Origin of the sequence: Pseudomonas sp. MWU12-3103b (genome assembly GCF_023100615.1) — a bacterium.
Taxonomy (GTDB): Bacteria; Pseudomonadota; Gammaproteobacteria; order Pseudomonadales; family Pseudomonadaceae; genus Aquipseudomonas; species Aquipseudomonas putida_A.
Map to the genome: position 1 here is coordinate 182,290 of NZ_JALMEY010000002.1, position 13,369 is coordinate 195,658.

A 13,369-nucleotide genomic window follows, 5' to 3' on the forward strand; every position below is an offset into this window, starting at 1 on the left:
AGAGCAGGGGACTTAACCCGCCACCAACACCCGGATCGCTTCCAGACGCAATGCCGCTTTATCCAGCATCGCCAGACCCAGTTCACGCTGCTTGCGCAACGCATCCAGTTCGCTGTCGCGTACAGTCGGGTTGACCGCTTGCAACGCGGTCAGGCGCGCCAGTTCTTCGTCGGTGTCCGCCGCCAGACGACGACGGGCCTCGGCCACGCGCTCGGCGTGACGCGGGGTGATCTTGTCTTCACCGGCGTTGATCCGTGGCGTCAGCTGATCGCGTTGGGCCTGGATGAACTTGTTGGCGCTGGCGCGTGGCACGCTTTCCAGTTGATCGTTCAAGGTTTCGAACGAGACGCGGGCCGACAGATCGTTGCCGTTGGCGTCGAGCAGGCAGCGCAGGGCGGCCGGTGGCAGGTAGCGGCCCAGTTGCAGCGAACGCGGTGCAACCACTTCGCTGACGTAGAGCAGTTCCAGCAACACCGTACCCGGTTTCAGCGCCTTGTTCTTGATCAGGGCGACGGCGGTGTTGCCCATCGAGCCGGACAGCACCAGGTCCATGCCGCCCTGCACCATCGGGTGTTCCCAGGTGATGAACTGCATGTCTTCGCGCGACAGCGCCTGGTTGCGGTCGTAGGTGATGGTCACGCCTTCGTCGTCGCCCAGCGGGAAGCTGGCGTCGAGCATCTTCTCGCTCGGCTTGAGGATCAGGGCGTTTTCCGAATGGTCTTCGCTGTCGATGCCGAACGCGTCGAACAGGGTTTCCATATAGATCGGCAGGGCGAACTGATCGTCTTGCTCAAGGATGTCCTCGACCAACTGATCGCCTTCGCCCGAACCGCCGGAGTTCAGCTCCAGCAGACGGTCGCGGCCGGTGTGCAGCTCGGCTTCCAGACGCTCACGCTCGGTGCGCGCTTCGTCGATCAGCGCTTGCCACTCACCGTCGTCGGCTTCTTCAAGCAGCGGCAGCAGGCGCGGGCCGAACTGATGCTGCAAGGCGTTGCCGGTCGGGCAGGTGTTGAGGAACGCGTTCAGGGCTTCGTGGTACCACTGGAACAGGCGCTCTTGCGGGCTGGTTTCCAGGTACGGCACGTGCAGTTCGATGATGTGCTTCTGGCCGATCCGGTCGAGACGACCGATACGCTGCTCAAGCAGGTCCGGGTGCGACGGCAGATCGAACAGCACCAAGTGATGGGCGAACTGGAAGTTGCGACCTTCACTGCCGATTTCCGAGCAGATCAGCACTTGCGCGCCGAACTCTTCGTCGGCAAAGTAGGCGGCTGCGCGGTCACGCTCAAGGATGTTCATGCCTTCATGGAACACCGTGGCCGGGATGCCGGAACGCACGCGCAGGGCGTCTTCCAGGTCCATCGCGGTTTCGGCGTGGGCGCAGATCACCAGCACTTTGGTGCGCTTGAGCATTTTCAGCTGATCGATCAGCCACTCGACACGCGGGTCGAATTTCCACCAGCGCTCTTCTTCGCTGGCGTCCGGCTGGGCCTGGAAGCTGACTTCCGGGTACAGCTCGGCGTGATCGCCCAGCGGCAGTTCGAGGTATTCGTCCGGGCATGGCAGCGGGTACGGATGCAGTTTGCGCTCGGGGAAACCCTGCACCGCGGCGCGGGTATTACGGAACAGCACGCGGCCGGTGCCGTGGCGGTCGAGCAACTCGCGCACCAGACGCGCGCTGGCTTCGCTATCGCCATCGTTGACCGCAGTCAGCAGGGCTTCGCCTTCGTTGCCGAGGAAACCGTGGATGGTCTTGTGCGCTTCCGGCGACAGGCGCCCTTTGTCGAGCAGTTCCTGAACGGCTTCGGCCACCGGGCGATAGTTCTCGCTCTCGGCGCGGAACGCGGCCAGGTCATGGAAACGGTTCGGGTCGAGCAGGCGCAGACGGGCGAAGTGGCTGTCCTGACCGAGTTGTTCCGGGGTCGCGGTGAGCAGCAGCACGCCGGGAATCACTTCAGCCAATTGTTCGACCAGCGAGTACTCGGGGCTGGCCTTGTCTTCGTGCCACACCAGGTGGTGGGCTTCGTCGACCACCATCAGATCCCAGCCGGCGGCGAACAAGGCGTCCTGCGCCTTCTCGTCTTCGACCAGCCACTCCAGGGCAACCAATGCCAGCTGGGTGTCTTCGAACGGGTTGGTGGCATCGCTTTCGATGAAGCGTTCTTCGTCGAACAGCGCGACCTGCAGGTTGAAGCGGCGGCGCATTTCCACCAGCCACTGGTGCTGCAGGTTTTCCGGCACCAGGATCAGCACTCGGTTGGCGCGGCCCGAGAGCAGTTGGCGATGGATCACCAGACCGGCTTCGATGGTTTTCCCCAGACCCACTTCGTCCGCCAGCAGAACCCGCGGCGCGATACGGTCGGCGACTTCACGGGCGATGTGCAACTGGTGCGCGATCGGTTGCGCACGCACGCCGCCCAGGCCCCAGAGCGAGGACTGCAACTGGCGGCTGGTGTGTTCCAGGGTGTTGTAGCGCAGGGAGAACCACGACAGCGGGTCGATCTGCCCGGCGAACAGACGGTCGCTGGCCAGACGGAACTGAATGAAGTTCGACAGCTGGGTTTCCGGCAGGGTGACGGCTTCGTTCTGCCCGTTGAGGCCGTGATAGACCATCAGCCCGTCGACGTCGTCGACTTCGCGCACGGTCATCTTCCAGCCTTCGAAGTGAGTAATGGTGTCACCCGGCGAGAACCGTACGCGGGTGAGGGGCGCATTCCGTAGCGCGTACTGGCGGGTTTCGCCAGTGGCCGGGTAAAGCACGGTCAACAAGCGGCCGTCCTGTGCCAGAACGGTGCCTAAACCAAGCTCTGCTTCGCTGTCACTGATCCAGCGTTGCCCCGGTTGATACTGCTGCGCCATGCTGCCTGACTCCCACCTTGAAAAAGCGGGCTATCTTAACGGAATGCAGGCTTCAGGGCCAAAGATTACTGGGCAGAAGCTGCCGCAGGCTTCGATCTTTTGATCTACGGAAACACCTGAGTTCTACGTTGTCCCATGAAAAGATCGCAGCCTTCGGCAGCTCCTACAGTGCCAACCCGGTCACAAGTTTGCGACCAGTGGCTCAAGGCGCCTTTGCCGCAGCCGATAGCCTGCTGACAGGAGACCCTTTATATGCTGCCACCGATGCTCCCCCTGAGCGCTGTGCCGATCACTTCCCAGCAGGATCCGATTCGCCAGCGGCCGGACATTCCTCCGGTGGTGCCGGTGCAGGAAAGCTCCAACGAAAGCACGATCGACCTGCAAAAACGCGACCCTGAAGAGGATCGACTGCTGGCGCGCGAAGAACAGCGTCGCCAACAGGAACGTGATCGTCGCCGCCGCGAAGCCGACGAAGACCCGGAAGAACATCTGGCCGTGCCGGGCACCGAGCTGAATGCCGACAACACCGTGCCGGTGGTGCCGCTGATGGAAGATCAGCCGCGTCAGGGCTTGTGGGTCGATATCGAGATCTGAGTCTGCTTATTTACATCAATTGTTGTCGAGCGCTGGCGTCAGGCTGCATGATTGGCGCAGTCCTGCCTCTGATGCGGCAGTTGTGTTTTCTTCAAGTGATGCGCTGAACGCCATGAGCCAAGATGAAAAACTGATCGACCTCGGCACCGAGCGCGCCAAGCGTGTGCATGATCTCAACGAAAAGCGGCTGAACGAAGTGCGCAAGGCCTTTGAGCAAGCCATGCCGTTGGGAAAAGCTCAGAAAAAGCCGAAAAAGAAACCGAAAAAGCGTTGATCTTCCCCTGCATCCTTTGATGCAGGTCAGTTATTTTCCCGCCTTTGCCTTCTGTGTTGTCCGGACTTGATCCTGGTCAATTTCTGCGCCTGCGCGATTGGTTAACTTAGCTCCATCGCAGCAAAGCAGGGGCCAGGAGGCCACAGTCATGTTTTTCGATAACGTGGTGTTTGCCGGGGTTCTGACCGTGGGGCTCATGGTTCTGTTTTTTGCAGGGTTTGGATTTTTTATCTGGAAGGATGCGAATAAGCGCAAGAAGTAGGTCTTTCCGGGTTTGATGAGCACGCAAGGCATTTTGGGCGACTTCGGTTGCCCTTTTTTTTGTGTCTTGGCGGCCTTTGGGCCGACCAGACTTTGGGTGTGCTTTGTGAATATCCGTTGCTGTGGTAACGGCGGCTTAGGGTTCCGCCCTTACGGCGGGTCACCTTTTCCAAACGCCGAAAAGGTAACCCAAAAGGCTTTACCCTGACGTTCGGCCCTCGCCTAGGCTCGGGTTCCTTCGCTGCGGGATTCATCCGGGGGGCAGCGCCTACGGTTTGCTTCGCTGCACCTCCTCTCGCTGTGTTTGGCTGCGCCAAACGGTCGCTGCGCTCCCACCCCCGGATAAATCCCTCCACTCAGCCTGCCGACGGGCCCTCAGATCAAAAGCTTTACTCGAGCTAACGCTCATCGTGTTGAGTGGTGGAAAAGCGTGCGCTCGGCTTTTGCTTTTTTGTAGGAGCCAGCCTGCTGGCGATGGCGGCCTACGAGCCGACCGATCTCCAACTGAATACACCCACTCCAACTGTGGGAGCGGGCTTGCTCGCGAAGGCGTCCTGTCAGCCAACCAATCTCCAACTGAAAATACCCAATCTCAAGTAGGAGCTGCCGAAGGCTGCGATCTTTTGATCTGCTTTGGCTTTGGCTTTGGCTTTGGCTTTGGCTCTTGCTCTTGCTCTTGCTCTGGCTCTTGATGTGGCTTTTGATCTTCAGCCCCTTCGGCAGGCCGAGCGAAGGTGTCCATCAGGGGGTTAGGCGCGCAGCGCCATGCGGCGAAGCCGCATACATCGAGAGGAGGTGCAGCGAAGCAAACCGGAGGCGATGCCCCCTGATGGACACCGTAGCGAGGGAACACTGAGCCTCAGCGAAGTGCCGTACGCCGGGGCAAAGCCTTTTGGGTTACCTTTTCGGCGTTTGGAAAAGGTGACTCGCTGTAAGAGCGAAACCGCCAGCGGCAGCACCCGCAGCAACGGATATGCTCACAAAACCAAACCCAAAAAAAAAGGCGCGATCCTCAAGAATCGCGCCTTTCTCATGTGCTGCGGTCTATCAGCTACCCAACGCTTTGGACGCCAACCAGAACAACCCAGCCGACAGCGCCACAGTCGCCGGCAAGGTCAGAACCCACGCCAGCAGGATAGTGCGAACAGTCCCACCCTGCAGGCCGCTCTTGTTGGCGACCATGGTACCGGCCACGCCCGAGGACAGAACGTGAGTGGTGGACACTGGCAGGCTGAAGATGTTGGCCATACCGATCAAACTGGCGGTAGTGATCTGCGCCGACATGCCTTGGGAATAGGTCATGCCTTGCTTGCCGATCTTCTCGCCGATGGTCAGTACCACGCGTTTCCAGCCGACCATGGTACCCAGGCCCAGGGCCAGGGCCACCGCCAGAATCACCCAGAACGGGGCGTATTCAGTAGTGGTGGTCAGGTCTTTGCGCAGTTTGTCCAGGTCAGCCTTCTCACGCGCTTCGAGGCCTGGCAGCTTGCCGACTTTCTTCGCGGTGTCGTCCAGGCACAGCAAGTAGCGACGGACTTCGATGCGGCTTTCCGAGGACAGCGAATGGTAGTCCGCTACACCTTTAAGGGTGCCAAGCAGGGCGTTGATGGTCGGTTCGGTCTGCTGCGGGTTGCAGCGGAATTTCTCCGGCAGATCGCCTTCAACACTTTTGCCCAGGGCCAGGAATTCGCCCAGGGAATCGGCATTGCGCTTGTAGAACTGGCTCAGGTGCAGGGTCGCGTCGCGGGTGCGCTCGATCTGGTAGGTGGTGCTGCTCAGGTCGAGGACGAACTGCGCAGGCACGATACCGATCAATACCAGCATGATCAGGCCGATGCCTTTCTGACCATCGTTGGAACCGTGCACGAAGCTCACGGCCATGGCCGAGATTACCAGGACCAGGCGGTTCCAGAACGGCGGGTGCTTTTTGTCGTCGATCTTGCGGCGCTGTTCCGGGGTCTTGTGCATCTTCGACAGCGGACGCCACCACTTCAGGCCGATCAGGATCAGCGCGGCGATCAGGAAACCGGCCATTGGCGAGAACACCAGCGAGGCGCCAATGTCGATCGCTTTCTGCCAGTTCACGCCGTCGGCCAACGGGATGTTGTTGATCAGGGCATTGGCCAGGCCGACGCCGAGGATCGAGCCGATCAGGGTGTGGGAACTGGAGGCCGGGATACCGAAGTACCAGGTGCCCAGGTTCCAGGTGATCGCCGCGGCGAGCAACGAGAACACCATCGCCAGGCCATGGCCGGTGTTCACATTGATCAGCAGTTCTACCGGCAGCAGGTGAACAATGGCATACGCCACGCCAACGCCGCCCAGCAACACGCCGAGGAAGTTGAACACACCGGAGAAGAACACCGCCAGGTGAGGCGGCATGGCTTTGGTGTAGATAACAGTGGCTACCGCGTTAGCGGTGTCATGAAATCCATTGATGAACTCGAAGGCGAGGACAAACGTCAGGGCGAGCAAGAGGCTCACAAGCACCCAAGCATCCAGTCCGCTGAATAAATCGATCATGAAGGTTTTCTGACCCGGTCATAAGGGGGCGCGATTATGCCAGAAAAGACTGGAAATCGATCCCCTACCTGCTCATCGGTAGCAATCAATGTCGAATTAAATTGTTGCAAGGTGCAATCCCCGAGCATGTTGCAGGGTTTTTCAAGTGTTTGATTAGCTTGAAAAAACCTTCGGGCAGCAGGCATTTCATCGAGCGCGCGCGAGCCTCAAACGCTTGTGTGAAATATCTCTGAAACGAGTCAGACACGCTCCTTTCCCGTGCAGGCCGGGGGAGGTGGGCCGCTGCCCGCGGATAGCGGGCGCGCAAGGCATGGTCGGGTCACCGTGCTTTTAGCCGGTGGCGACGCAGACCCTCGAAAATCTCAGGATCGCCCGTTCAGGGCTCTTCGGTTTTGAGTTCTTCTTCCATCTTTTTCAGTTCTTGCTGGAAAACCTGATCCTGAACGGTGGGGCGTTTGCGCCATGCCTTGCGTTCCGGTTCGGGTTGCGCGGCGTAGGTGGTGACTTCCCCGCCGTAAACTTCCTTGTAACGTTGTTCCTGGCGCTCAAGTTCCGCGCGCAGTTCGTCTTTCGTCACAGTGCTACCTGTTTGAGTTGAGATAAATATCTGGTGAAACGCACGGCAACGAGTCGATTGAACACGTTCACCAAAGGGCCATGCCGGTTCAGGCATTGGCGTTATCGGCAGGGCGATCAAGACTTCCATGTTGCAGGCGGCTACGGCACCAGATTAAAACTGACGCAGCATCAGTTTCCTGTTTCAGCAAGCGCGCTGGCGGTGCATGAATAATGAGCGTCAGGCGCTGGCCGGGCTGACGGCAATAGGCATCGGGTCAGCGGGCGGCACCCTCGGCCAGTGAAAACGTGGCGCCACTGAGGTGCATTATAGCGGTCGATTCGGGAATGACTATCTTTGCCAAGTTAAAAACGGTTCGGGATGTGTGATCGTTTTGTTACTGACAAGTTTTATCGCTAGTTGAAATTCGCCGAAACCTTTTAAGGACTCGCGTTCAGTTTCTGGCGCCATTAAGTCGATCAACTAATGAGGCATGCGAAGTTGGATGAACAGGCAGGTGAATGAATGAAGAAGCCAAGAAGGACAGAGGCTGATGGATTGCGATAATCGGTCGGCGGTTCGATAATCGCCCAATCTTGGCGTCTCGACTCTTGTGCATCTGCTGGCGAGCCGCTTGTATAGCCATTGATTCGTGCCGGAAACAAGGACAAGAAATGAACGATCAAATGCGCAACTCCTTCAGCTCCGTGGCGCCGCCGATCGTCGCTTCGCCGGCCAAACGCATCCAGGCGCTGACCGGCGATCCGGATTTCATGACCTCGCTGGCCCGTGGTCTGGCAGTGGTGCAGGCGTTTCAGGAGCGCAAGCGGCACCTGACCATCGCCCAGATCAGCCATCGCACGGAAATTCCCCGCGCTGCTGTGCGCCGTTGCCTGCACACTCTGATCAAACTGGGTTACGCCACCACCGATGGCCGCACGTACTCGTTGTTGCCCAAAGTGCTGACCCTCGGCCACGCGTATCTGTCGTCGACGCCGCTGGCGGTGTCGGCCCAGCCGTACCTCGACCGCATGAGCGAGCAACTGCACGAAGCCTGCAACATGGCCACGCTCGAAGGTGACGACATTTTGTACATCGCCCGCTCGGCGACCACGCAACGGCTGATCTCGGTGGACCTGTCGGTGGGCGGGCGTCTGCCGGCCTATTGCACATCGATGGGCCGCATCCTGCTGGCGGCGCTGGACGACACCTCGCTGCGCGAATACCTCGACCATGCCGAACTGGTGGCCAAGACCAGCCGCACGCTGCACACACCCGAAAGTCTGCTCGAATGCCTGCAGGAAGTACGGCAGCAGGGATGGTGCATCGTCGATCAGGAACTCGAGCAAGGCCTGCGTTCGATTGCCGTGCCGGTTTACGATGCGTCGGGCCAGGTGGTGGCGGCGCTTAATGTCAGCACCCACGCCGGCCGCGTCAGCCGTACCGAACTGGAACAACGCTTCCTGCCGGGCCTGCTCAGTGCCAGCCGCGACCTCAGCGCGCAGTTGTTCGCCTGATGAAGCTGTTCGATAAACGCACAGTGTTGCGTTTATCGAATTGACGCTAAAAGCCCCGGATCATTAATGTCGCGGCAGCGTCATCCGGCGCAGATTTGAATGAGCCTGCCGGATTGTCGACTCCCATAATAATGACAAGAGGCAACTCACCATGCGCATGCTCCCCGACTGTCTCAGCTCCGTTCCCTGTTGCCGGATTCACCGCAACGCCTGATTTCGATCTTCTATTCTTGTGACCGTGCCGCTCCTCGGCCGGCCGCCGTTCGACTGCGTTTTTTGCGTGGAATAAAAATAATGAACCAGCCTCAGTCCGCTGTAGGTAACTGCCTCGACGTGCAGACCTTCATCAATGCCCAACCGATCTCGCGCTATCAGTGGCGGGTGGTGATCCTGTGTTTCCTGATTGTATTTCTCGATGGTCTCGACACCGCGGCGATGGGTTTTATCGCGCCGGCACTGTCCCAGGACTGGGGCATCGACCGCGCCAGCCTTGGCCCGGTAATGAGCGCCGCGTTGATCGGCATGGTCTTCGGCGCACTGGGTTCCGGCCCGCTGGCTGACCGCTTCGGACGCAAAGTGGTGCTGGTTGGCGCGGTGCTGCTGTTCGGCGCTTTCAGCCTGGCCTCGGCCTACAGCACCAACGTCGAGCAACTGCTGGTGTTGCGCTTCCTCACCGGCCTCGGGCTGGGCGCCGGCATGCCCAACGCCACCACGCTGCTCTCGGAATACACCCCGGAGCGCAAGAAATCCTTGCTGGTGACCAGCATGTTCTGCGGCTTCAACCTCGGCATGGCCGGTGGCGGATTCATTTCGGCGAAGCTGATCCCGGCGTTCGGCTGGCACAGCCTGCTGCTGATCGGCGGGATTCTGCCGCTGATCCTCGCGGTGGTGCTGCTGTTCTGGCTGCCGGAATCGGCGCGCTATCTGGTGGTGCGCAATCGCGGCACCGACAAAGTCCGCAAGACCTTGTCGCCGATCGATCCGGTCACCGTCGCGCAGGCCTCGAGTTTCAGCGTGCCGGAACAGAAAACCGTCAAGGCGCGCAACGTGTTCGCGGTGATTTTCTCCGGCACCTACAGCGTCGGCACCTTGCTGCTGTGGCTGACCTACTTCATGGGCCTGGTCATCGTTTATCTGCTGACCAGTTGGCTGCCGACCCTGATGCGTGACAGCGGCGCGAGCATGGAGCAGGCGGCGTTCATTGGCGCGTTGTTCCAGTTTGGCGGGGTGTTGAGTGCGGTCGCTGTGGGTTGGGCGATGGACCGCTTCAATCCGCACAAGGTCATCGGCACGTTCTACCTGCTGGCCGGGGTGTTTGCCTACGCGGTGGGGCAGAGCCTGGGCAACATCACGCTGCTCGCGACCTTGGTGTTGGTGGCGGGTATGTGCGTCAACGGCGCGCAATCGGCGATGCCTTCATTGGCGGCACGGTTTTATCCGACCCAGGGGCGCGCGACCGGGGTCTCGTGGATGCTCGGGATTGGCCGCTTTGGCGCGATTCTCGGGGCGTGGATGGGCGCGACGTTGCTGGGGTTGGGCTGGAATTTCGAGCAGGTGCTGACGGCGCTGGTGATTCCGGCGGCGTTGGCGACGACGGCGGTGGTGATCAAAGGCATGGTCAGTCATGCGGATGCGACTTGAGTCGAGTCATTTTGATTGGCGTTGAATGTTCCGACGCCTTCGCGAGCAAGCCCGCTCCCACAGGGAAAACACATTTCAAATGTGGGAGCGGGCTTGCTCGCGAAGCTTTTGCTTGTGATTGATAGGGTGATAACAATCCGTTCGATAAACGAACACTCAGTCGATTATCGGATTGTTTGGCGATTTTCAGCGGCTTAATCTGCAGTGACTCCGGCGCTGAACCTCGCGCCTTTTTCTCACTGGCGATTCACTACAAAAACGGGAGCCTGCTCCATGGCTGAGATCCTTTCGCTGCACGACGCGGTGAAGCAATTCGTCAACGACGGCGACACCGTCGCGCTCGAAGGCTTCACTCACCTGATCCCTACGGCGGCAGGTCATGAAATCATTCGGCAGGGCAAGAAAGATCTGACCCTGGTGCGGATGACGCCTGACCTGATCTACGACCAACTGATCGGTGCCGGTTGTGCACGCAAGCTGATCTTTTCCTGGGGCGGCAATCCGGGTGTGGGTTCGCTGCACCGTCTGCGCGATGCGGTCGAGAAGCAGTGGCCGCATGCCCTGGAAATCGAAGAGCACAGCCACGCCGACCTGGCCAACGCCTACGTCGCCGGCGCTTCCGGCCTACCGTTCGCCGTGCTGCGGGCCTACGCCGGTTCCGACCTGCCGAAGGTCAACCCGCTGATCAAGTCCGTGACCTGCCCGTTCACCGGTGAAGTGCTGGCGGCCGTGCCGTCGGTGCGGCCGGACGTCACCGTGATCCACGCACAGAAGGCCGACCGCCAAGGCAACGTTCTGCTGTGGGGCATTCTTGGTGTGCAGAAAGAAGCGGCACTGGCGGCCAAGCGCTGCATCGTCACCGTCGAGGAAATCGTCGACAACCTCAACGCCCCGATGAACGCTTGCGTGCTGCCGACCTGGGCCTTGAGCGCGGTTTGCCACGTACCCGGCGGCGCGCATCCGTCCTACGCCCACGGTTACACCGAGCGTGACAATCGCTTCTATCAGGCGTGGGATCCGATCGCCCGCGACCGTGAGACGTTTACCGCGTGGATCAACGAATACATCCATGGCTGCGCTGACTTCAGCGAGTTTCAGGCCAAGTTGGCCGCTGCTTCGGAGGCCAAGTAATGACTTACACCACCAATGAAATGATGACCGTCGCTGCGGCCCGTCGCCTGAAGAACGGCTCGGTGTGCTTCGTCGGCATCGGCCTGCCGTCGAAAGCCGCCAACCTTGCGCGCCTGACTTCGTCGCCGGACGTGGTGCTGATCTACGAATCGGGTCCGATTGGCGCCAAGCCGAGCGTGTTGCCGCTGTCGATCGGTGACGGCGAGTTGGCGGAGACCGCCGACACTGTCGTCCCGACCGGTGAGATTTTTCGCTACTGGCTGCAAGGCGGGCGCATCGACGTCGGTTTTCTCGGCGCCGCGCAGGTTGACCGTTTCGGCAACATCAACACCACTGTGGTCGGCGACTATCACGCGCCGAAAGTGCGCCTGCCGGGTGCCGGTGGCGCGCCGGAAATCGCCGGTTCGGCGAAGAGCGTGTTGATTATCCTCAAGCAGTCGGCGCGTTCGTTCGTCGACAAGCTCGACTTCATTACCTCGGTCGGTCACGGCGAGGGCGGCGATTCGCGCAAGCGTCTGGGCCTGCCGGGTGCCGGCCCGGTCGGGATCATCACCGACCTGTGCATCATGGAACCGGAGCAGGGCACCCACGAATTCGTGGTCACCGCCCTGCATCCAGGGGTGACCCGCGAGCAAGTGGTCGCCGCCACCGGTTGGGCGATCCGCTTTGCCGACAACGTTGAAACCACGGCGGCACCGACCGAGGTCGAACTGACTGCACTGCGCGATCTCGAAGCGCGCACCGCCGCCGCCCACGGCCAGGCACCGGGAGAAGCATGATGCGTGACGTGTATATCTGCGACGCGATTCGTACCCCCATCGGCCGTTTTGGCGGCGGTTTGTCCGCCGTGCGCGCCGACGATCTGGCCGCCGTGCCGATCAAGGCGCTGATGGAGCGCAATCCCTCGGTGGACTGGAACGCGATCGATGAAGTGTTCCTCGGCTGCGCCAACCAGGCTGGTGAAGACAACCGCAACGTGGCGCGCATGGCGCTGCTGCTGGCGGGTCTGCCGGACAGCGTGCCGGGCGTGACCCTCAACCGTCTCTGCGCTTCGGGCATGGACGCGATCGGCACTGCTTTCCGTGCGATTGCCAGCGGCGAGATGGAGCTGGCGATTGCCGGCGGCGTCGAGTCGATGTCCCGCGCGCCGTTCGTGATGGGCAAGGCGGACGCAGCGTTCTCGCGCAACATGAAACTGGAAGACACCACCATTGGCTGGCGTTTCATCAACCCGCTGATGAAAGCCCAGTACGGCGTCGATGCGATGCCGCAAACCGCCGATAACGTCGCTGACGACTATAAGGTTTCGCGTGCCGATCAGGACGCTTTCGCCCTGCGCAGTCAGCAACGCACGGCCGCTGCACAAGCGGCGGGCTACTTCGCCGAGGAAATCGTCGAAGTGCGGATCGCCCACAAGAAGGGCGAAACCGTGGTCAGCCAGGACGAGCATCCACGCGCCGACACCACGCTTGAAGCGTTGGCCAGATTGAAGCCGGTCAATGGCCCGGACAAGACGGTTACCGCTGGCAACGCGTCCGGCGTCAACGACGGTGCTGCTGCGCTGATTCTCGCGTCTGCCGAAGCGGTGAAGAAACACGGCCTGACCGCCCGCGCCAAAGTGCTCGGCATGGCCAGTGCCGGTGTCGCACCTCGGGTAATGGGCATCGGCCCGGTGCCAGCGGTGCGCAAACTGATCGAGCGTCTTGGTGTGGCGGTCAGCGATTTCGATGTGATCGAACTCAACGAAGCCTTCGCCAGCCAAGGCCTGGCGGTGCTGCGTGAACTGGGTCTGGCCGACGATGCGCCGCAGGTCAACCCGAACGGTGGCGCGATTGCCTTGGGTCACCCGTTGGGCATGAGCGGCGCGCGACTGGTGCTGACCGCGTTGCATCAGCTGGAAAAGACCGGCGGCAAGAAAGGTCTGGCGACCATGTGCGTCGGCGTCGGGCAGGGTCTGGCCCTGGCCATCGAACGCGTCTGACGCAGCGCGTCGACTGATAAGAACTGAGGAAA

Annotated in this window: 11 protein-coding genes; 8 read left to right on the forward strand and 3 right to left on the reverse strand. The window is 60.7% G+C overall.

What is annotated here, in order from left to right; all coding sequences use genetic code 11:
* Nucleotides 1-12 precede the first annotated feature (12 nt).
* On the reverse strand, nucleotides 13-2,859 hold the full coding sequence (rapA, locus tag M0808_RS04590; RefSeq protein WP_150370417.1) for an RNA polymerase-associated protein RapA: 2,847 nt from the start codon (nucleotides 2,857-2,859) through the stop codon (nucleotides 13-15).
* 252 nt (nucleotides 2,860-3,111) lie between these two features.
* Here rapA and M0808_RS04595 point away from each other — a divergent pair, with 252 nt between their 5' ends.
* From M0808_RS04595 to ccoM, 3 genes are all read left to right on the forward strand, one after another.
* Nucleotides 3,112-3,453 (forward strand): hypothetical protein, encoded by a 342-nt coding sequence (locus M0808_RS04595; RefSeq protein WP_003222394.1) that lies wholly within the window; start codon nucleotides 3,112-3,114, stop codon nucleotides 3,451-3,453.
* 22 nt (nucleotides 3,454-3,475) lie between these two features.
* Complete coding sequence (locus tag M0808_RS04600) at nucleotides 3,476-3,727, forward strand: hypothetical protein (protein ID WP_247840299.1); 252 nt, start codon at nucleotides 3,476-3,478, stop codon at nucleotides 3,725-3,727.
* 148 nt (nucleotides 3,728-3,875) lie between these two features.
* The gene (gene ccoM / locus M0808_RS28455) at nucleotides 3,876-3,989 is read left to right on the forward strand and encodes a cytochrome c oxidase subunit CcoM (protein ID WP_003222396.1); all 114 of its coding nucleotides are present in this window, start codon (nucleotides 3,876-3,878) and stop codon (nucleotides 3,987-3,989) included.
* 1,046 nt (nucleotides 3,990-5,035) lie between these two features.
* On the opposite strand, the gene M0808_RS04605 is transcribed toward ccoM, so the two are convergent.
* Together M0808_RS04605 and M0808_RS04610 are read right to left on the reverse strand one after the other, a co-directional pair.
* Nucleotides 5,036-6,511, reverse strand: coding sequence for an inorganic phosphate transporter (locus M0808_RS04605; RefSeq protein ID WP_003222397.1), 1,476 nt, complete (start codon nucleotides 6,509-6,511; stop codon nucleotides 5,036-5,038).
* 376 nt (nucleotides 6,512-6,887) lie between these two features.
* The gene (locus M0808_RS04610; protein ID WP_003222398.1) at nucleotides 6,888-7,088 is read right to left on the reverse strand and encodes a hypothetical protein; all 201 of its coding nucleotides are present in this window, start codon (nucleotides 7,086-7,088) and stop codon (nucleotides 6,888-6,890) included.
* Nucleotides 7,089-7,741: 653 nt separating this feature from the next.
* Here M0808_RS04610 and pcaR point away from each other — a divergent pair.
* From pcaR to pcaF, 5 genes are all read left to right on the forward strand, one after another.
* Nucleotides 7,742-8,584: a pca regulon transcriptional regulator PcaR gene (gene pcaR, locus M0808_RS04615; protein ID WP_098967581.1), complete on the forward strand. Its 843-nt coding sequence runs from the start codon at nucleotides 7,742-7,744 to the stop codon at nucleotides 8,582-8,584.
* 294 nt (nucleotides 8,585-8,878) lie between these two features.
* Nucleotides 8,879-10,225, forward strand: coding sequence for an MFS transporter (locus M0808_RS04620; RefSeq protein ID WP_247840090.1), 1,347 nt, complete (start codon nucleotides 8,879-8,881; stop codon nucleotides 10,223-10,225).
* A 273-nt stretch (nucleotides 10,226-10,498) separates the two neighbouring features.
* Entirely contained in the window at nucleotides 10,499-11,356 is an 858-nt protein-coding gene (locus M0808_RS04625; RefSeq protein ID WP_003222404.1) for a CoA transferase subunit A, read from the forward strand.
* Nucleotides 11,356-12,135: a CoA-transferase subunit beta gene (locus M0808_RS04630; RefSeq protein WP_027614392.1), complete on the forward strand. Its 780-nt coding sequence runs from the start codon at nucleotides 11,356-11,358 to the stop codon at nucleotides 12,133-12,135. The genes M0808_RS04625 and M0808_RS04630 overlap by 1 nt, the downstream gene beginning before the upstream one ends.
* Nucleotides 12,132-13,337: a 3-oxoadipyl-CoA thiolase gene (gene pcaF / locus M0808_RS04635; protein ID WP_247840092.1), complete on the forward strand. Its 1,206-nt coding sequence runs from the start codon at nucleotides 12,132-12,134 to the stop codon at nucleotides 13,335-13,337. Before M0808_RS04630 ends, pcaF begins: the two co-directional genes overlap by 4 nt.
* Nucleotides 13,338-13,369 lie beyond the last annotated feature (32 nt).